Source organism: Streptomyces sp. JJ66 (assembly GCF_019303495.1).
Classification (GTDB): Bacteria; Actinomycetota; Actinomycetes; order Streptomycetales; family Streptomycetaceae; genus Streptomyces.
In genome coordinates this window covers 26,303-45,160 of sequence record NZ_JAEVFI010000029.1, presented here as the reverse complement: position 1 = coordinate 45,160, position 18,858 = coordinate 26,303, and the positions used below count along the sequence as shown (strand labels likewise).

Genomic DNA, 18,858 nt, shown 5'->3' with positions numbered 1-18,858 from the left:
CCCGGGCGGCGCCGGGCCCGGTGCCCCGGCCCACGCCGCGCCCCGGCCCCGCGACGCCACGGCCCGCGTCCACCGCCTCCCGGCCGGGCGGTCCGGGTGCCACCCGCGGGCGGGCCGACGCCGAGCGGCGGGGCGCGGAACCTCTGCGGGGCCGGGCACGGCCCGCCCAGTCCCGCCCCTCGCTGCCGCGTCCAGCGGCGGGCGGTGCCCGGCCGGTGGCCCGCACGGGCGCGGGGCGGACGGATACCGGCCGGACGGGCGCAGGCCGCGCGGGGAGCGGTTCGCCGCCGCGCCCGGGTGCCCGCCGCCCGGGTGTGCCGCGCCACAACCGGCGGCTGCTGCGGCAGCGGCTGGTGGTGTTCGTGACGGTCACACTGCTGGTGGCCCTGGGCATCGCGGCGGCGCAGGGCTGCGAGGGCGGCGACAACGACGCGCTGGGCGGCGTCCCGGCGGGGGCGGCGCGGTCCGCGGCGGTCCCCGGGTCAGGCGGGGACCGGCCCGGGGGCTCAGCCCCGGCGGGGCCTGCGCCGCCTCGCCCGCCGTCTCACGTTCCGGCGGCCGGGTCCGCGCTCACCGCGTAGAAGGCGACGGCCGCGGCGGCGCCCACGTTGAGGGAGTCCACACCGTGGGCCATCGGGATGCGGGTGCGGACGTCGGCCGCTGCCAGCGCGCGCGGGGTCAGGCCGGAGCCCTCGGCGCCGAGCATCAGCGCGGCCCGGTCAAGGCGCCCGGCCACTACCTCGCCCAGGGGCACGGCGGCCGGGTCCGGGGTGAGGGCGAGCAGGGTGAATCCGGCGTCGCGCAGGGTGTGCAGGCCGTCGGGCCAGGCGTCCAGCCGGGCGTAGGGGACGGCGAAGACGGCGCCCATGGAGACCTTCACCGAGCGCCGGTAGAGCGGGTCGGCGCAGTCCGGTGAGAGCAGCACCGCGTCCATACCCAGCGCGGCGGCGCTGCGGAAGATGGCACCGATGTTGGTGTGGTCGTTGACCGACTCCAGCACCACGACGCGGTGCGCGCCCGCCAGGAGCCGGGCGGGCGCGGGCAGCGGGAGACGCCGCATCGCGGCGAGCGCGCCCCGGTGCACGTGGTACCCGGTGACCTGCTCGGCCACCCTTGGGGGGACGACGTAGACGGGGGTGGAGGTGTGCGCGATGACGTCGGCCATCGCCTCCGTCCACTTGGCGGACAGCAGCATGGACCGCATGGGGTAACCGGCGGCGAGCGCCCGGCGGATGACCTTGTCGCCCTCGGCGATGAACAGGCCCTCGGCCGGTTCCCGGCGGCGGCGCAGGGCGACGTCGGTGAGGCCGCTGTAATCCCGCAGGCGGGGGTCGTCCGGGTCCTCGACGAGGACGGGGTCAGCCACGGGCGCTGCCGACGGCAACGACGTCGCCGATGACGATGACGGCGGGCGGGCGCACACCCTCGGCCCGCACGGTGTCGGCGACGGTGGCGAGCGTGGCGTCCACCCGGCGCTGGGTGGCCATCGTGCCCTCCTGCACCACGGCGACCGGCGTGTCGGCGGCGCGGCCGTGGGCCATGAGGGCGTCAGCGATGGCGCCGACGCGTTCGACGGCCATGAGCAGCACCAGGGTGCCGCGCAGCGCGGCCAGCGCCCCCCAGTCCACCAGCGAGCGCTCATCGTCGGGCGCCACGTGCCCGCTGACCACGGTGAACTCGTGCGCCACGCCCCGGTGGGTGACGGGGATACCGGCGGCACCGGGGACGCTGATGGAGCTGGAGATGCCGGGGACGACGGTGACCGGGATGCCCGCCTCGGTCAGCGCGATGGCTTCCTCCATGCCCCGGCCGAAGACGAACGGGTCGCCGCCTTTGAGCCGGACGACGGACTTCCCGGCCTTGGCGTACTCGATCAGCGCGTGGTGGATCGCCTCCTGCGCCATGAACCGCCCGTAGGGGATCTTGGCGGCGTCGATGACCTCGACGTGCGGCGGCAACTCGTCCAGCAGGTCGCGCGGGCCGAGCCGGTCGGCGATGACGACGTCGGCCTCGGCCAGCAGGCGGCGCCCGCGCACGGTGATGAGGTCCGGGTCGCCGGGGCCGCCGCCGACGAGCGCCACCCCGGCAGCGCGGGCCCGGTGCTGGGGCGCGACCAGCGTCCCGTCGCGCAGGCCCTCGACGACGGCGTCCCGCACCGCGGCCGAGCGGCGCGGATCGCGCCCGGTGAGGACGGCGACGGTCACGCCCTCGCTGCGCCCGGTCGCCGGCGTCCAGGCGGTGGCCGCCTCGGCGTCGTCGCTGCGCACGCACCAGATACGGCGGGCCTCGGCCTCGGCGGACGCGGCGGCGTTGGCGGCGGCGTCACTGGTGGCGATGAGCACGTACCAGGCGCCCTCCAGATCGCCGTCGCGGTAGCCGCGCGACCGCCAGCGCAGTTCCCCGGCCTCGGCCATGGCCTCCACCGACGGCGTGGCGCTCGGCGCGATCAGCTCGATGTCCGCGCCCGCGGCGAGGAGTGCGGGCAGGCGGCGCTGGGCGACGGTGCCGCCGCCGAGCACGACGACGCGCCGTCCGGCGAGCCGCAGTCCGACGGGGTAGGCGGCGGTCTCGGGCATGGCGGTGCGGCTCCTCGTGCGGTGGGGCGGGGGCCGCTGCGACGGTGGAGCGGCAGGTCGCGGGGTCGGTTCGGGGCACTGCGGGGACAGAGGCATCGTAGACGCCGCCGTGCGGGCGGCGCGGGTCACGCCTTCTCGGTGACCCCCGCCGCGTCGAACGTGGCGACCTCGTGCATCGCCTTGGCCGCGCTCTGCACGATCGGCAGCGCCAGCAGGGCACCGGTGCCCTCGCCGAGCCGCAGATCGAGATCGACCAGCGGGCGCAGGCCCAGCTTGGTGAGCGCGGCGACGTGGCCGGGCTCGGCGCTGCGGTGCCCGGCGATACAGGCCGCCAGCGCCTCCGGCGTGATGGCGCGCGCCACCAGGGCGGCCGCTCCGGCGCTGACGCCGTCCAGGATCACCGGCGTGCGCAGCGAGGCGCCGCCGAGGATCAGGCCGACCATCGCCGCGTGCTCCAGACCGCCGAGGGCGGCGAGAACACCGATCGGGTCGGCCGGGTCGGGCTGGTGCAGCTCCAGCGCGCGCCGCACGACGTCCACCTTGCGGGCGTGCGTCTCGTCGTTGATGCCGGTGCCGCGCCCGGTGACCTCGGCCGGGTCGGCGCCGGTGAAGACGGCGATCAGCGCGGCCGACGCGGTGGTGTTGGCGATGCCCATCTCACCGGTCAGCAGCGCGCGGTTGCCCGCCGTCACCAGGTCGCGGGCGGTCTCGATGCCGACCTCGATCGCGCGCAGCGCCTCAGCGCGCTCCATGGCGGGGCCGGTGGTGAAGTCGGCGGTGCCGGGGCGCACCTTGCGCGGCAGCAGACCGGGCGTGCTGGGCAGTTCGGCGGCCACGCCGACGTCCACCACGCACACCTCGGCGCCCACCTGGTTCGCGAACGCGTTGCACACCGCGCCACCGGCCAGGAAGTTCGCGACCATCTGGCCCGTCACCTCCTGGGGCCAGGCGGTGACGCCCTGGGCGTGCACCCCGTGGTCCCCGGCGAAGACGGCCACGGCCGCCGGTTCCGGGACGGGCGGCGGGCACTGCCGGGCCAGGCCGCTGAGCTGGGCGGAGATGATCTCCAGCATGCCCAGCGCGCCGGAGGGCTTGGTCATGCGCTTCTGCCGCTCCCACGCCTCACCGAGCGCCTTGGCGTCCAGCGGGCGGATGTTCACCAGCGCCTCGGCGAGCAGGTCGCTGGGCTCGGCGCCGGGCAGAGCGCGGCGTCCGTAGGACTCCTCGTGCACCACCCACGCCAGCGGACGCCGCTTGGACCAGCCGGAGCGGGCCAGCTCCGGCTCCTCCGGAAAGGCGTCCACGTAGCCGACGCACAGGTAGGCGACGACTTCCACGTGCTCGGGCAGGTCGAGTTCGGCGACCATCTCGCGCTCGTCGAAGAAGCTGACCCAGCCGACGCCCAGGCCCTCGGCGCGGGCGGCCAGCCACAGGTTCTCCACCGCCAGCGCGGAGGAGTACGGCGCCATCTGCGGCTGGCTGTGCCGCCCCAGGGTGTGGCGCCCGCCGCGCGTCGGATCGGCGGTGACGACGATGTTGACCGGGGTGTCGAGGATGGCCTCGACCTTCAGCTCCTTGAACTGCTTGGCGCGGGCGCGCGGGAGCGACCTGGCGTACACCTCGCGCTGGCGCACGGCCAGTTCGTGCATCTTCTGCCGCGTCTCGGGCGAGCGGATGATGACGAAGTCCCAGGGCTGGGAGTGGCCGACGCTGGGGGCGGTGTGCGCGGCCTCCAGCACGCGCAGCAGCACCTCGTGCGGGATCGGGTCGGGACGGAAGCCGTTGCGGATGTCCCGGCGCTCGCGCATCACCCGGTGCAGGGCCGCACGCTCAGCCTCGGGGTAACCGGGCGCGGGTGGGCCGAGCGGAACCGGGGCGGGCTCGGGCGGGGCGGGGCGGGTGTCGGTCGTGGGATCAGCGTCCGGGGCGGGAGCGGCGTTCGCGGCGGGCTCAGCGTCCGGGGCGGGAGCGGCGTCCGGGGCAGGCTCGGCGTCCGGGGCAGGCTCGGCGTCCGGGGCGGGAGCGGGCTGGGCGGCTGGGACAGGTGCGGACGGCTCGGCCGGATCGGGCTGCGGGGCAGCGTCGGCGGCCGGGTGCGACCGCGGCGCCGGGTGCGGGTGCGGCACCGGGTCGGCGGCCAGCTCGGGCTGCGGCTGGACGTGCGGTTCCTGGGCCTCGGGCTTCGGCACAGGCTGGGTGTGGGCGGCTGCGGGCTTGGACTCCGGCTCGGCCGCTACGGGCTCCGGCTGGTGGGCCGTGGGCTCCGGCTGGGGCTCGGGCTGCGGCTGGTGTTCCGGTTGTACCGACGCGGGCTCGGGCCGGTGCTCTGGCTGGGGGTCGGGCTCCGGCTGGTTCGGCAGGGCCTCCGGCTGCGGCTCGGATTCCGGCTGCACCGCCGCAGGCTCCCGCTGGGGCTCCGGCTGCACCGGGGCAGGCTCAGGGAGAGCGCCAGACTCAGCCGGGCCGGTTGCATGGGGAACGCTTGCTTCCGGCTCGGTTGCCGCAGGCTCGGACGTGGCGGGCTCGGACGGGACGGGCTCGGACGTGGCGGGCTCCGGGGTGAGGGGTTCGGCGGTGGCCTCGGGCTCCTGGGGCTGCGCGGCCACGGGCTGGTGCTCCGCCGACTCGGGCGTCGGCCCCTGCGGCGGTGCGGCGCTGTCGTCCGGCGTGACGGGCTGCGGCAACGCTTCCGGGAGCGACTGTGGCGGGTCGGACGGGGGCGGGGTGTCCGCCTCCGGCTGCTGCGGTCCGGCCTCCGGCTGCTGAGGCTGGTCGGCGGCCACGGGCTGCTGGGCGGGAGGGGCCGCGTCGTCCCCGGCGGGCGATGCCGGGTCGGCCTGTGGCACCTCCACCGCCGTCTGCTCCGGTGAGAGGGGCTGCGGCGCCTCCGCCACGCCGGGGTCGGCGGAGTCGGCGTACGGCTGTGGCTCGGCCGGTCCGGGCTGCGGCTGTTCGGCGGCGAGGTGGCCGACCGTTTCTGCGACCGGCTGCGGCGCGGAGTGCCAGGCATCCGGCTGCGCAACCGGGGGCGTCTGCTCGACGGCGTATGGGTCGCCCGGGGCACTGGCCCGGGCAGCGGTGTCCTGGTACTCCACCCCGGCCTGCTGGCCTGCGGCGTGGTGCCCGGCGGGCGCGGCCTCGGCCGGAGCCTGCGAGGCGACGCCCACGGGTGCGGTGGGGGGCGTGCTGGGGCCGCGGTCGGCAAGGGAGCGCACGGCACCGGACTGGGCGGGCACCGGCGGGCCGAGGTGCAGCGGACGGCGTGGTGCGGCGCCGGGCTGCGCCGTACCGGGGTGACGCGGCGGGGCGGCCGGAGCGGGCTCGCTCCACGCGCCCTGGGCGCCAGGCATGAGCAGCATGTCGTCCTCCTCGCCGCCCGCCGGGACCTCAGTGGCCGGGTCCGCGAAGGTGTACGTGCCGGAGACCGGGGTGCCCGGCGCTTCCGGCTGCGCGCCTGCGTTCTCCGGCTGTCCCTCGCCCGGGACCTGGCCGGTGTCAGTCATGCGTACCCCTCGCCATCCTTAAGTCTTCTTCGAGCCCCGGGTGGGACTCCCCCGCCAGGGAGAACGAGCATGCGCCGTGCGCGGCACGTCTCCCCGCCGCCGTCAGCCGTACACAGCACGGACAAGCCGAACAACGCGTCACCCCTGGGTGACGGCACAACAGTCGTTCAGCCTACCGGGCTCGGAACCGCCGAAGGGACCGGTGTGTACCACCGCACCCGGTTGGCCGGGCTTGTTCCGGTGCAGATCACATTCGGTGGCCGGACAACAGGAAGACGACCGTCCGGTCGCGTTCCGACCAGTGGACGGTGTCGAGTTCGAGGGTCTGCAGCAGCGCACACTCCACCGCGTAACCGGCACCGCCGAGCACGCGTCCGACGGCTTCGGCCTCGTCGCGCGTCGCGGCGTGGGTGACGAGGCGTTCGGGGCGCCGGTCGGCGCAGGCGGTGACCGTGCGCAGTCCGCCGCCGCCCACGCGGACGACGTCGGGTTCGGGCAGATCTTCGAGCACCTGCGGTGCTCCGCCGTGCACGACGTGGAGTTGGGCTCCGGCCTGGCGGGCGGCGGCCGTGGCCCGGGCGCAGGCTTCGGCGTTGCGGTCGATGGCGATGACGGCGGCGCCGAAACGGGCGGCCTCGACGGCGAGGCTGCCGCTGCCGGTGCCGATGTCCCACACCAGGTCGCCGGGGCGCGGGCCGAGGCGGGCCAGCTGGGCGGCGCGCAGCTGGGCGGACTCCCCGGTGGTGGCGGTGGCGTGTTCCTCGCCGTAGGGCAGGGGCGGCAGCGCCCAGCCGCGCGGCCCCTCGGGGTAGCCCGGTGGCCGGCCGGCGAGCCAGCCGGTGCCCTGGACGGTGCCGGTGCCCATGCCCGTGCCGTGGCCGCCGACGGCGATGACGACGCACGGGTCGCGCCACACGTGGTCAGCGGCCTTGTCGGAGGTCAGCACCGTGGTCCGCTCGTGCGGGGTGCCCATGTCCTCACAGATGACGAATGTGCGGTGCACCTCGCCGAGGAGGAGGGCGAGTTCGGCGGGGCCCGCGCCGGGCGAGGTGAGGACGGCGACCTTGGGGTGGGCGCGGCAGACGTTGACGGCGCGGCGCAGCGTGCGGCTGCCCGCGACGACGACCTGGGCGTCGTCCCAGGGCATGCCCGCGCGGGCGAAAGCGGCGGCGACGGCGGAGATGGCCGGGACGACCTCGACCTCCAGCCCGTGCTCGGGGGCGCGCAGGGCGCGGACGACACCGAAGAAGCCGGGGTCGCCGTTGGCGAGGACGACGGCGGTGCCGCGGTGTTGGGCGATACGGCGCGCGGCCAGGGTGATGCTGCCCAGGCGGACGCGTTCGGCGGAGTGCGGCACCTCGGGCAGCGCGAGGTGGTGTCCCGCCCCGGCGACCAGGGTGGCGGCGCTGAGGGCGGCGCGGGCCGCGCCTTCCAGCGGTGAACCGTCCCAGCCGATCACGGTGACACGGTCGGCCATCGGCGGGACTCTCCTGGGGTGGGGGGAGGGAGTGCGGGGCCCCAGTGAGATTACCGGAGCGGACGGCGGCTGTCGGCGGGGGTGCGCTCGACGATGGTGAGCGGTTCCTCACCGGCGTCGTCGAGGTCTTCCGGCAGCAGGCCCCACACGATGAGGTCGGTGCGGATCTCGCTCCACTCCGCTTCCGCCGGGCCCTGCCCGGTGGTCCAGTCGTCGCTGCGGGTGCGCATGAGCCCGGCGCCCCGCAGCACGCCCTCGCTGATGCAGCCGACCTTCTGCGCCACCTGCTGGGAGGCGGTGTTGCCTGCCGCGGTGCGCAGTTCCAGGCGCTCGAAGCCCTGGTCGGTGAACAGCCAGCGGGCGACGGCGTGCAGGGCCTCGGCGGCGTATCCCTCACCACGGGCCCAGGGGGCGACGACGTATCCGGCCTCGGTGGCGCGCACCCGCCAGTCGGTGTGCTGGAGGTGCATGACGCCCACCAGGCGCTGGGTGAGCAGTTCGTGGACGGCGAAGACGATGCCGCGTCCGCTGGTGCGCTCCTCGGGGGCCGACCCGCGCACCCACTGCTCGGCGTCCGACCCGGTGTAGGGGTGGGGCACGCTGCTCCAGGTGGTGACCATCTCGTCGTTCATCATGTCGGCCAGTGCGGGGATGTCGGTTTCCCCGAACGGGCGCAGCACCAAACGTTCCGTGCTGAGGGAGATGTCCGGGAAACAGGGTGTCATGCGCCGCTCCGTGACGATGGGTTCACGTGCCCAGCATGCAGCATGGCCGCTCACGCACGCGGCGCCGGGCCCTAGCCGGGCGGCCGGCGCCGCGTGGTGCGTGGCCGGGGTCAGACGGTGGTGCCGCCGGACGCCGGGAGGACGGAGCCGTCGTACTCGTCCTTGATGAACGACCTGACCTGCTCGGAGTTCAGCAGCCGGGCGAGGGTGGCGACACGCGGGTCGTCCTCGTCGCCCTCCTTGACGGCCAGGAAGTTGGCGTAGGGGTTGCCGTCGGCCTCTTCCAGGGCGAGGGCGTCTTCGGCGGGCTTGAGGTCGGCCTCAATGGCGTAGTTGCCGTTGATCACGGCGGCGTCCACCTCGCCGAGGGCGCGCGGCAGGGTGGCGGCCTCCAGCTCCTGGAACTTCAGGCCCCTCGGGTCCGCGATGTCGGCCAGGGTGGCGTCCTGTCCGGCGCCGTCCTTCAGCTCGATGACGCCGTTCGCGTCGAGCAGTCGCAGGGCGCGGCCGCCGTTGGTGGTGTCGTTGGGCAGCGCGATGGTCTGGCCGGGGGTGAGGTCGTCCAGGCTGCGCGCGTCCTTGGCGTACAGGCCGAGCGGTTCGAGGTGGACGGTGGTGACGGGCACGATGTGGGTGCCGTTCTTGGCGTTGAAGTCGTCCAGGTAGGGCTGGTGCTGGAAGTAGTTGGCGTCCACGTCGCCGCTCTCGGTGGCGGTATTGGGCAGCACGTAGTCGTTGAAGACCTTGACGTTCAGCTCCAGGCCCTCTTCCTCCGCGAGGTGGTCGCGGACGTATTCGAGGATTTCGGCGTGCGGCGTCGCGGAGGCGGCGACGGTCAGCGGGCCGTCCTGGGTACCGGAGCCGGCGGATTGCGGGTCGGAGGCGGTGCCGCAGGCGGTGAGGCCCACGGCGAGTGCGGCGGTGGCGGCGGTGGCGGTGAGCCTGGCCTTGGTGTTCTTGCTGGGGGTGCGCACGATGAGTGCTGCCTTTCGGTGTGGTTCTGCCCGACGAAGAGTTCGGGCCTTTCGGGTGGTGCGGCGGGCGGCCGGGGAGGCCGTCTGCCGCTCAGGCGCCGCGTTCGCGGCGGGCCAGCAGCCGCACGGCGGTGTCGCCGAGCAGTTGCACGAGGGTGACCAGGGCGATGAGCACCGCGACGGTGACGAGCATCAGCGAGGTCTCGAAGCGCTGGTAGCCGTAGGTGTGGGCCAGGTCGCCCAGGCCGCCCGCGCCGACGACACCGGCCATCGCGGAGTAGCCGATGAGCACGATGACAGTGGTGGTGAGCCCGGCGACGAGAGAGGGCAGCGCCTGCGGCAGCAGTACCTTGAACACCACGGTGCCGGTGCCGCCGCCCATGGCCTGCGCGGCTTCCACCAGTCCGCGGTCCACCTCGCGGACCGCGGTCTCCACCAGGCGGGCGAAGAACGGGATGGCGCCCACCGCCAGCGGCACGATCGCCGCCGTCGGCCCGATGAAGGTGCCCACGACGAGGCTGGTGAACGGGATCAGCGCGACGAGCAGGATGACGAACGGCAGCGAGCGGCCGACGTTGACGATCGCGCCGAGGACGCGGCTCACCGGCAGGTTGCGCAGCATGCCGCCCCGGTCGGTGAGGACGAGCAGGACGCCCAGCGGCAGCCCGCCGAGCGCGGCGACGAGCGTGGACCAGCCGACCATGTACAGGGTGTCCACACCCGCCTGGAGCAGCAGTGGCTGCATCTGGGACCAGGTCATCGGGCCGTCACCTCCTCCTGCTCGCGCGCGAAACCGGGCCGCCCGGCGCCGGGCGCGGTGACGACGTCCACGGTCAGCCCCTGGGCACGCAGGAAGCCGATCGGGCCGCCGTGAGGTGGGTCGGCGGCGCGGTCTCCGGGCTCCTCGGGCAGTTCGATGCGCAGGCGCCCGGTCTGGCGTCCGCCGACGGTATCCATGGCGGCGCCGAGGATCGATATGTCGATGTCGTAGGTGCGGGCGAGCTGGGAGATGACCGGCTGTCCGGTGGCCTCGCCCTGGAAGGTGACGTCCACGACGGTGCCGTGGGTGGCGGCCGGAAGCTGCTCGCCGCCCACCGGGAAGAGGGCCGCGGCCAGCTCGGAGCCGGGCGTGGCCAGCAGCTCGGGCAGGGTGCCGGACTCCACGAGGCGTCCGCCCCGCATCAGCGACGCGGAGTCGCAGACGGACTTGACGACGTCCATCTCGTGGGTGATGAGCAGCACGGTCAGGCCCAGCTGCTGGCTCAGGTCACGCAGCAGCTGGAGCACCGAGCGGGTGGTTTCCGGGTCGAGCGCGGAGGTGGCCTCGTCCGACAGCAGCACCGTGGGGTCACCGGCCAGCGCGCGGGCGATGCCGACGCGCTGCTTCTGGCCGCCGGACAGCTGCGCCGGGTAAGCACGGGCGCGGTCGGCGAGGCCGACGACGTCGAGCAGGTCACGTGCCTTGCGCCGCCGCTCAGCCCGGGTGACGCCGAGGATCTCCAGCGGCAGTTCGACGTTCGCCTGCACGGTGCGCGAGGACAGCAGGTTGAAGTGCTGGAAGATCATGCCGATGCGGCTGCGTGCGGCGCGCAGTGCCCGGGACGGCCGGGGGCTTGACTGGGCGAGCGCGGTGAGGTCCTGGCCCGCGACGGTCACCGTGCCGGAGGTGGGCTTCTCCAGCAGGTTGACGCAGCGGATGAGGGAGGACTTCCCGGCGCCGGACTGGCCGATGACGCCGTGGATCTCGCCCTCGCGGACGTGCAGGTTGACGCCGTCCAGCGCGGTGACCTCGCGGTCCTTGGTGCGGTAGACCTTCGTCAGGTCCGTGGTGGTGATCACTGGGGTGTTCCGTCACTGTCGAGTGCGCGCGCCCGGGCGGGGCGGCACGCACGGGTGTGCTGCGGATGCGGTGCGGGGGTGGGCCGCGCCGTGGTGGGGCGGCCGGTGCGGTGAGCGGGGCCAGGCGGCAGCGTGCGTCCCCACCACAGGGGGAGCAGCTGGGCCGCGACGCCGCTACGGGGCCTCGCTTCGGGGCGCGAGGCGGCTCAGGCGGGGGCCCTCAGCGGTCACACATTCGACGCATGCAGCAGCCACCGGGCAGGGAGATCGCCTCGGTGACGTGGAACAAGCTGCGCGTCGCACTCATGGAGAACAGTGAAGCAGACGGCACTCCCCGCATCCCACCAGCAGAGACAAACGTCCGGATACTGGACGCGGTGCTCTGGTGTCGCGGTGCGCCCGCGTGGACGGGCTCTGACCTGGACTTTCGCGCCACGCGACCGCGCATGGGGCCAGGTGCGGAGGGGCGGTGCGGGAGCGCCGCTGTGGGCAAGGCCACGGCGCGCGGCCTGGTCGGCGGTGGGCGCGGACCCGAAACGGGACGAGCCGGGGCAGGGCAGTAAAGTCGCGGGCATGTTCACCCCCCTGACGGTCGCCGTCGGTGTGGCCGCGCTCGCGCTGGCCGCCTGGTGCGGTTACGCGGCGTACCGCGACCAGCCCACCAAGGACTGGCACTTCATCGGCATGGCCTCGGTCACCGTGCTCGCGCTCGTCCAGCTGGTGGTCGGCGTCGTGGCGCTCGCGGGGGGCGGGGAGCCGGACGAGGGCACGGTCGTCTTCGTCTCCTATCTGCTCGGCTGCGCGGCGGCCATCCCGGCGGTCGCCTTCCTGTCGCTGGCCGAGCGCACCCGCTGGGGCTCGGCCACCGTCGCCGCTGGCGCGTTCGTGCTCGCGGTGCTCCAGGTCCGGCTCCACGACGTCTGGAGCGGCACCGGTGCCTGAGCGAACCGACAGCGACGGAGCACCGGGCGCCCGGCCCGCCCCGGTCCGCGACGCCGGCGGCGGCACCCGCACCAGCCTGCGCACCGGCCCGGGACGGCTGCTGGTGACGCTCTACACCGTGTTCGTCATCGGTGCCACCTCCCGCTCGGCGTACCAGATCGCCACCCGGTTCGATCAGGCTCCACTGCCCTACACCCTCTCGGCGGTGGCCGCCGTGGTGTATGTGTGCATCACCGTCGCCTTGGTGCGCGGCGGCGAGGCAGCCCGGCGCACCGCGCTGGCCGGCTGCGTCGCCGAACTGCTGGGGGTGCTGGTCGTCGGCACCTGGTCGGTGCTCGACCCGGCGGCCTTCCCCGACACCACGGTGTGGTCCGCCTACGGCATGGGCTACCTGTTCATTCCACTGCTGCTGCCGGTCCTCGGCCTGTGGTGGCTGCGGTCCCGCCCGTCCGGGCGCTGACCCGGCGGGAGCCGGGCGCGCGGACCCGGGCCACAGTGTCCGCCGTCGGACGGGCTCGGCGTGGAGTGAACGGCGCGGCGTGCCCTCACGCGCTCTGGGCGTACTCCTCGGCGACGGCCGCCTTCTCCAGCGTGATGACGCTCAGCTTGGACGAGACGCGCTCGGTGCCGGCGGCGACGTAGCCGCACCGCCGGTACAGCCGCAGGTTGCCCTCGCTGCGGTGGCCGGTCAGCAGCCGGAACCGCTCGGCGCCCTGTTCCCGCGCGAGGCGCGTCTCCAGCGCGGCGAGCAGGCGTCCGCCCAGGCCGTGCCGCTGCAGGCGCGGGTGGACGATGAGCTTGTCGATGTGTCCCGTCCCGGACGCGTCCACCGTGCCGCGTACGGAGCCGACGATCTCGTCGCCGAGCCGGGCCACGAGCACGCAGCCGCCGTCGAGTTCGGCGCGCAGGGCGTCCAGCGTCTGCGTCAGCGGCTCGATGCTCCAGTCGCGGTACAGCTCCGCCTCGCTCTGGTAGCACAGGTACTGGAGCTTGAGGATCTGCTCCGTGTCCGGCCCGGTCGCCGCAGAGATGGTCACGCTCATGCCCATGTGCGCACGCCTCTTTCTGGTGTCTTATGCCCGGCGCGCCAGGGGATGAGGGACGCGCGGCCGGGCTGCCTGCCCTGGTGACGCCGGTTGTCCTTCCCCATCCTTCCCGTCCGGGCCGGGGACCAACCTCCGCCGGAAGCATTCTGCGCAGAGATCGCAGGCTACGGGAACGCGGCAGCCCCGAACTGTGCTGTGAGATTCCCAACCCGCCTGCGATTTCTCGGTGCGGGAGGGAGTCTCGCCAGCAGGTCCGGGGCTGTGCCACGGGCGGCGCGGGCCGGGCCGGGAAACCAGGCGCCGGGCCGGGGCTCAGCGGCGGCGGCGGTGGTCGGCGGCCGCGAGCAGGGCGGTGTCGGGCTGGTCGGCGAAGATCCCGTCGATGCCGGTGGCGAAGTAGGCGCGCAGCGCGCCGAAGGCGTCGCCGTAGGCGTTCGGGTCCTCGCCGCGCCGGAACCCGGCGGGCAGGAAGCTGTTCTCGTTGCGCAGGGTGTAGGGGTGCACCACCAGGTCACGGGCGTGTGCGTCGCGCACCAGGGAGGTCGGCTCGCCCAGGGTGCCGTCGGCGCGCTGGGGGATGACCAGCTCCAGCGTCGGGCCGATGCCGTGGGCGAAGGAGGCGATCCAGTCCAGCCCCTCGGGGGTGATCAGGTCGGCCACGGTGCGCGGGTCGCCGGATTCCTCGAAGTCCCACGGACGCCAGTCGGCCGTCCACAGCAGCACCACACCCGGGGTGTCCACCAGGCGGGCCATGCGCTGGATGCTGCTCGGCTCGAAGGACTGCACGAACACCGGGGCATCGCGCCGGTGCAGGCGGTGGCGGCGCAGCTGCCGGGCCAGCCGCTCTTCCAGACCCAGCCCCAGGGCGCGGAAGTAGCTGGGGTGCTTGGTCTCGACGTGCAGCCACACCGGGCGCCCGCGCCTGCGGCCCTGCTCGCGGGCCCAGTCCAGCACCTCCGCGAAAGTCGGCACGTCCCAGCGGCCGTTGTAGAGGGTGTTGTGCTGCCGCTGGCGCGGGATGCGCTCGACGGCGCGCAGCGTCTTCAGCTCCGCGAGCGTGAAGTCCTCGGTGAACCACCCGGTGACGGCCTGGCCGTCGATGGTCTTGGTGGTGCGGCGGTCGGCGAACTCGGCGTGCTCGGCGACGTCGGTGGTGCCGCCGATCTCGTTCTCGTGCCGGCACACCAGGTGGCCGTCCTTGGTCGGCACCAGGTCCTGCTCGATGACGTCGGCTCCCAGGTCCAGGGCCAGTTCGTAGGCGCCCATGGTGTGTTCGGGACGGTAGCCGCTGGCCCCCCGGTGGGCGATGACCGCCGGTACCGGCAGCCGCCCCGGCCTGCCCGGCCACCGTCCGTACCCCTCCCCCGCTGCCGCCTGCGCGGTGCCCGGCGCGCCGAGCGTCACCGCGCCCGCCGCGCCCAGCGCCGTCGCACCGAGAACCGCTCTGCGCCCGGGCCGTTGCTGATGTGCCATGGACCTCTCCCTTTCCGCCGGACGTCGCACGGGCGTCCGGTGCCTGACGGACTGACGGCCCGAAGCGTAGACGTGACCGGCTGTCCGACGGGAGACGCGGGGCGGAACACGGCGGAAACACGAGTCCGCTACGGTAGCCCACGGCCGCACGTGGTTACCCGCGCGTATCAGGGGTACCCGGGCACGGGTATCGTCGTTGGTCCGGCGCGGGCCGCGCCATTCACACACCACGGAGGCTGAATCCCAGTGAGGGGCCGTTTCCTTCTGATCAAGGCGGTTCTCGGTCCGCTGCTGCGCCTGCTGTTCCGGCCGCGGATCGAGGGCGCCGGGCGCATCCCGGCTGAAGGGCCGGTGATTCTGGCCGGGAACCACCTCACGTTCATCGACTCGATGATCCTGCCCCTGGTCACCGACCGGCAGGTGTTCTTCATCGGCAAGGACGAGTACGTCACCGGCACCAGCCTCAAAGGGCGCCTGATGGCCTGGTTCTTCACCGGCGTCGGCATGGTCCCCGTCGCCCGGGACGGTGGGCGGGGCGGGGTGGCCGCGCTGATGACCGGGCGCCGGGTGCTGGAGGAGGGGCAGGTCTTCGGCATCTACCCCGAGGGCACCCGTTCCCCCGACGGCCGCCTCTACCGTGGCCGTACCGGCATCGCCCGGCTGGCCCTGATGACCGGCGCTCCGGTGGTGCCGTTCGCGATGATCGGCACCGACCAGGTACAGCCGGGCGGCAAGGGCCTGCCCCGCCTCGGCGGTGGCCGCCGCATCACGGTGCGGTTCGGTGAGCCGCTGGACTTCTCGCGCTACGAGGGCATGGACCGCGACCGCTACGTGCTGCGCGCGGTGACCGACGAGGTGATGAGCGAGGTCATGTGCCTGTCGGGCCAGGAGTACGTGGACATGTACGCCACGAAGGCCAAGGCGGCGGCGTAGCCGTGCGCGGCGGGCGGTTTGACCCGTGGTTCCGCCGCGCCACGCGCCGTACGCGAGCCACCGGCTGGGAGCTTGTCGTGGGGGCGGAACCCGGTACCGGGAGGCCACTCACGCGGGCTCAAGGGCCGGTTCCGCTCACTCCTCCTCCGGGATGTCCGACAGGTACTGGTCGCGCAGCAGGTACCAGGCGGCAGCGGCGGCGGTGAGGAGTACGGCCGCGCCGACGGTGGCGGCCGAGCGCAGGCCGTCGGTGAAGTTGGCCTGGGCCGCCGCGAGGAGCTGGTTACCCACCTCCGCCGGGAGGTTCGACGCCGCCTCGACCGCGCCGCCCAGCGAGGCGTGCGCGGAGTCGGCCACCTCGGACGGCACGCCCCGCGGCACCGCGAAGCCTCGGTAGACGCCGGTGACGATCGATCCCAGCAGCGCGATGCCGAGCGCCGCGCCCAGCTCGTAGGCCGTCTCGGAGACCGCCGAGGCCGCACCCGCCTGCTCCTTGGGCACGCTGGAGAGAATGACGTCAGCCGTGACGGTGAAGGACAGGCCCGCACCGATGCCGACGACGAGCAGCACCGGGCCGAGCAGCCCGTACCCGGTGTTCTGGTCCAGCCACAGGCAGGCGCCCAGCGCCAGGCCGACGGCCGCGAGCCCGCCGCCGACGGCCGACCGCACCGAGGCGCGGCGGGCGACCGTACCGGCCGCCAGGCCCGCCACCACCGCACCGAGCGCGGCGGGCAGCTCCGCGAGACCGGCCTGGAGCGGGCTGCGTCCCTGCACCATCTGCAGGAACTGGGACAGGAAGAAGACCAGCCCGGACAGCCCCAGGATGGTGAGCAGGTCCGCGAGTACCGCGCCGGAGAAGCCACGGCTGCGGAAGAGCCGCATGTCCAGCAGCGGGTATTCCAGCCGCAGCTGGCGGCGGACGAACGTGGCCAGGGCGAACGCGCCCACCGCGCCGGCGAGGTAGACGTCCCAGCGCGAGCCGTACGCCGCCGCTTCCTTGACCGCGTAGACGACGCCGACGATGCCCGCCATCGACAGCACCACGCTGGGCAGGTCCCACGGTCCCGGCTGCGGGTTCCGGGACTCCGGCAGCACCTTGACGCCCACGACGACGAGCACGGCCATCACCGGCAGGTTGATCAGGAAGACCGAGCCCCACCAGAAGTGCTCCAGCAGGAAACCGCCGGCGACCGGGCCGACGGCCGCACCCGCCGAGGCCATGGCACCCCAGATGCCCACGGCCAGGCTGCGTTCGCGCGGGTCGTGGAAGAGGTTGCGGATCAGGGCGAGCGTGGCGGGCATCAGCGTCGCACCAGCGACACCGAGCAGGGCGCGCCACAGGATCATCGCCTCGGCGCTGTGCGCGTAGGCGTTCAGTACGGAGACGGCACCGAAGACGGCGGCCCCGGTCAGCAGCAGCTTCTTGCGGCCGATGCGGTCCCCGAGGCTGCCCATAGAGACCAGCAGTCCGGCGATGACGAACGAGTAGACATCGCCGATCCACAGCAGCTGGGTGCTGGAGGGGTTCAGGTCCTCGCTGAGGAACGGCATCGCCAGACCGAGCACGGTCGCGTCGATGCCGACGAGCAGCACCGCGAGGGCGAGGACAGCGAGCGCGACCCAGCGGCTCGCGCCAGGCGTGGTCACGGGGCCTTCCTTTCGGTCCTTTCAGGCTTTTCGAGCCTTCCGGGCTTTTCTGATCTTTCGAGTACCCCGCCGAGCAGCAGTTCGGCGACCATGCGCGGGGCCTCCTTCGGCGCCATGCGGCCGTCCTGGACGGACCAGCCGGAGGCGGCGACGAGGGCGTAGAGCGCGTCAGTGAGCCAGTCGGGTGACAGGTCACGGCGGAAGACGCCCTGTTCCTGACCCCGGCGGACCAGCGCGCCCACGCGCTCCTCGATCCGCGCCCATCCGGGGTCGGGCTGGCCGGGCTCGTAGAGCTGGTTCTCGCCGTAGAGGAAGGCGAGGAACCCGGCCACGGGCATCGCCTCCGCCACCAGCCGCCGCAGCGCGTCCGGCGGCGGGCCCTCCTCGATCCGGGCCGCTTCGAGCCCGTCCTCGATCTGCCGGACGCCCAGGTCACCGAGGGCGAACACCAGCGCCTCCCGGCCGGCGAAGTGCCGGTGCAGGGTGGCGCGGCTGATCCCGGCGGCGCGGGCGATCTCGTCCATCGGTGCCGTCGCCTTCCGCGACAGCAGCTCCGCTGCGGCCTTCAGCACTTGGTCCCGGTCCACAGTCATGAGACAACGGTAACTCATATGAGACATTCACGTCTCACTGCTGGGGATGTCTCACCGCGTGGGGGACCACGCGTAGGGTGCGGGCCTGGGGCACATACGCGGGAGCGGGCTAACGGCCAGCCGGTCAGCCCCAGGGCAGCTCCGCGCGGCGGGACCAGTACGCCTGCGGCTCCTCGGCCAGCTCCACGAGCGTGGCCAGGTGCTCGTCGGTGAGGTCCACCGTCACGGCGTGCAGGTTGCTGAACAGCTGCTCCGCCGTCACGCAGCCGGACAGCGCCACGAACGACCAGGGCTGCCGCAGCACCGCGGCCAGGGCGACCGCGTCGCAGCCCGCGCCCACCGCGTCGGCAATCCCGCGCACCACCTCGGGGGCGGCGTCCGGCGCGAGACGGCCGTTGGCCATCGCCTCCTTGACGATCACCGTCAGCCCCGCGTCGTGCGCCTCGGCCAGCGCGGGCGCGGCCGACGGCTCCAGCACGTTGTACGTCGCCTGCACCGAACGGAACAGGGGCTCGCCGCCGACGCGCACCTCCAGCGCGGCGCGGATCGCGTCGGCCTGGCCGGGACCGGAGGTGGAGAAGCCGACGGACACGCCCTCGTCCGCGAGCCGGGCCAGTCGCTCGTGCAGCGCGGTGTCCCGCAGGGCCGGGCTGTCGGGGGTGAGGGAGTGGATCTGGTAGAGGTCCAGGTGGCGGCCGAGCAGCGCGTCGGTCTCGGCGCGCTGGCTTTCGAACATGGCGAGGCTGTGCTCCTTGACCTCGTGCACGTCGGCCTCGGTGCGCCAGTTCGCGGTGTAGGTGTAGCCCCACTTGCTGCCGATCACCAGGTCGTCGGCCTCGGGGTGGGCGTCCAGCCAGGCGCCGAGGAATTCCTCGGCGCGCCCGTAGGAGCGGGCGGCGTCGATGTAGCGGACGCCTTGCGCGTAGGCGGCGTCCAGCAGTTCGTGGGTGCGCTCGCGCAGGGCGTCCACCGTGCGCTCGGCCGGGAGATCACGGTCCCGGCCGAGGGTGAGGTAACCGGGACGGCCCACGGCGGCCAGGCCGAGCCCGATGTGGGCGGTGGGGGTGGTCGCGGCGGCCAGGCGGGCGAACGGCATCACAGGCTCCCCTGAGCGGTCAGCGGTGGGCGGT

16 protein-coding genes and 1 pseudogene are annotated in these 18,858 nt (G+C 74.1%); 4 read left to right on the top strand and 13 right to left on the bottom strand.

Features of this window, described 5'->3' with window-relative positions; translation table 11 throughout:
• Nucleotides 1-581: pseudogene (locus JJV70_RS18720) on the top strand (hypothetical protein); the annotation flags it as partial.
• Here JJV70_RS18720 and JJV70_RS18715 read toward each other — a convergent pair.
• From JJV70_RS18715 to JJV70_RS18680, 8 genes are all read right to left on the bottom strand, one after another.
• Nucleotides 545-1,366 (bottom strand): RNA methyltransferase, encoded by an 822-nt coding sequence (locus JJV70_RS18715; RefSeq protein ID WP_219049175.1) that lies wholly within the window; start codon nucleotides 1,364-1,366, stop codon nucleotides 545-547. The pseudogene JJV70_RS18720 and the gene JJV70_RS18715 sit on opposite strands and share 37 nt — an antisense overlap.
• Nucleotides 1,359-2,576 carry a uroporphyrinogen-III C-methyltransferase gene (cobA, locus tag JJV70_RS18710; RefSeq protein ID WP_219049174.1) on the bottom strand — a complete coding sequence of 406 codons (1,218 nt, stop codon included), beginning with the start codon at nucleotides 2,574-2,576 and terminating at the stop codon, nucleotides 1,359-1,361. Before cobA ends, JJV70_RS18715 begins: the two co-directional genes overlap by 8 nt.
• Before the next feature lie 125 nt (nucleotides 2,577-2,701).
• On the bottom strand, nucleotides 2,702-6,079 hold the full coding sequence (cobT, locus tag JJV70_RS18705; protein WP_219049173.1) for a nicotinate-nucleotide--dimethylbenzimidazole phosphoribosyltransferase: 3,378 nt from the start codon (nucleotides 6,077-6,079) through the stop codon (nucleotides 2,702-2,704).
• Nucleotides 6,080-6,326: 247 nt separating this feature from the next.
• Complete coding sequence (cbiE, locus tag JJV70_RS18700) at nucleotides 6,327-7,556, bottom strand: precorrin-6y C5,15-methyltransferase (decarboxylating) subunit CbiE (RefSeq protein ID WP_219049172.1); 1,230 nt, start codon at nucleotides 7,554-7,556, stop codon at nucleotides 6,327-6,329.
• A 50-nt stretch (nucleotides 7,557-7,606) separates the two neighbouring features.
• A complete protein-coding gene (locus JJV70_RS18695; RefSeq protein ID WP_219049171.1) occupies nucleotides 7,607-8,281 on the bottom strand; it encodes a GNAT family N-acetyltransferase in 675 nt (224 codons plus the stop codon).
• Between the two features lie 110 nt (nucleotides 8,282-8,391).
• Nucleotides 8,392-9,255 (bottom strand): MetQ/NlpA family ABC transporter substrate-binding protein, encoded by an 864-nt coding sequence (locus JJV70_RS18690; RefSeq protein WP_219049170.1) that lies wholly within the window; start codon nucleotides 9,253-9,255, stop codon nucleotides 8,392-8,394.
• 91 nt (nucleotides 9,256-9,346) lie between these two features.
• Nucleotides 9,347-10,015 (bottom strand): methionine ABC transporter permease, encoded by a 669-nt coding sequence (locus JJV70_RS18685; RefSeq protein ID WP_219049169.1) that lies wholly within the window; start codon nucleotides 10,013-10,015, stop codon nucleotides 9,347-9,349.
• Nucleotides 10,012-11,094 (bottom strand): methionine ABC transporter ATP-binding protein, encoded by a 1,083-nt coding sequence (locus JJV70_RS18680; RefSeq protein WP_219049168.1) that lies wholly within the window; start codon nucleotides 11,092-11,094, stop codon nucleotides 10,012-10,014. The genes JJV70_RS18685 and JJV70_RS18680 overlap by 4 nt, the downstream gene beginning before the upstream one ends.
• Nucleotides 11,095-11,667: 573 nt before the next feature.
• Between JJV70_RS18680 and JJV70_RS18675 the strand changes: the two genes are divergently transcribed.
• Together JJV70_RS18675 and JJV70_RS18670 are read left to right on the top strand one after the other, a co-directional pair.
• Entirely contained in the window at nucleotides 11,668-12,036 is a 369-nt protein-coding gene (locus tag JJV70_RS18675) for a hypothetical protein (protein ID WP_219049167.1), read from the top strand.
• Nucleotides 12,029-12,496 (top strand): hypothetical protein, encoded by a 468-nt coding sequence (locus JJV70_RS18670; protein ID WP_374227315.1) that lies wholly within the window; start codon nucleotides 12,029-12,031, stop codon nucleotides 12,494-12,496. The genes JJV70_RS18675 and JJV70_RS18670 overlap by 8 nt, the downstream gene beginning before the upstream one ends.
• Nucleotides 12,497-12,581: 85 nt before the next feature.
• Here JJV70_RS18670 and JJV70_RS18665 read toward each other — a convergent pair whose 3' ends face one another.
• Both JJV70_RS18665 and JJV70_RS18660 read right to left on the bottom strand, forming a co-directional pair.
• Nucleotides 12,582-13,085 (bottom strand): GNAT family N-acetyltransferase, encoded by a 504-nt coding sequence (locus JJV70_RS18665; RefSeq protein ID WP_219049166.1) that lies wholly within the window; start codon nucleotides 13,083-13,085, stop codon nucleotides 12,582-12,584.
• Between the two features lie 309 nt (nucleotides 13,086-13,394).
• Nucleotides 13,395-14,555, bottom strand: coding sequence for a glycerophosphodiester phosphodiesterase (locus JJV70_RS18660; protein ID WP_219049165.1), 1,161 nt, complete (start codon nucleotides 14,553-14,555; stop codon nucleotides 13,395-13,397).
• A gap of 246 nt (nucleotides 14,556-14,801) precedes the next feature.
• Between JJV70_RS18660 and JJV70_RS18655 the strand changes: the two genes are divergently transcribed.
• The gene (locus JJV70_RS18655) at nucleotides 14,802-15,488 is read left to right on the top strand and encodes a 1-acyl-sn-glycerol-3-phosphate acyltransferase (RefSeq protein ID WP_219049164.1); all 687 of its coding nucleotides are present in this window, start codon (nucleotides 14,802-14,804) and stop codon (nucleotides 15,486-15,488) included.
• Between the two features lie 135 nt (nucleotides 15,489-15,623).
• Here the strand turns inward: JJV70_RS18655 and JJV70_RS18650 are convergent, their stop codons facing one another.
• The 3 genes from JJV70_RS18650 to JJV70_RS18640 form a co-directional block, all read right to left on the bottom strand.
• Nucleotides 15,624-17,135: an MFS transporter gene (locus JJV70_RS18650; protein WP_219049163.1), complete on the bottom strand. Its 1,512-nt coding sequence runs from the start codon at nucleotides 17,133-17,135 to the stop codon at nucleotides 15,624-15,626.
• Complete coding sequence (locus JJV70_RS18645; protein ID WP_219049162.1) at nucleotides 17,132-17,728, bottom strand: TetR/AcrR family transcriptional regulator; 597 nt, start codon at nucleotides 17,726-17,728, stop codon at nucleotides 17,132-17,134. The genes JJV70_RS18650 and JJV70_RS18645 overlap by 4 nt, the downstream gene beginning before the upstream one ends.
• 124 nt (nucleotides 17,729-17,852) lie before the next feature.
• Nucleotides 17,853-18,824 (bottom strand): aldo/keto reductase, encoded by a 972-nt coding sequence (locus tag JJV70_RS18640; protein WP_219049161.1) that lies wholly within the window; start codon nucleotides 18,822-18,824, stop codon nucleotides 17,853-17,855.
• Between the last annotated feature and the right edge of the window lie 34 nt (nucleotides 18,825-18,858).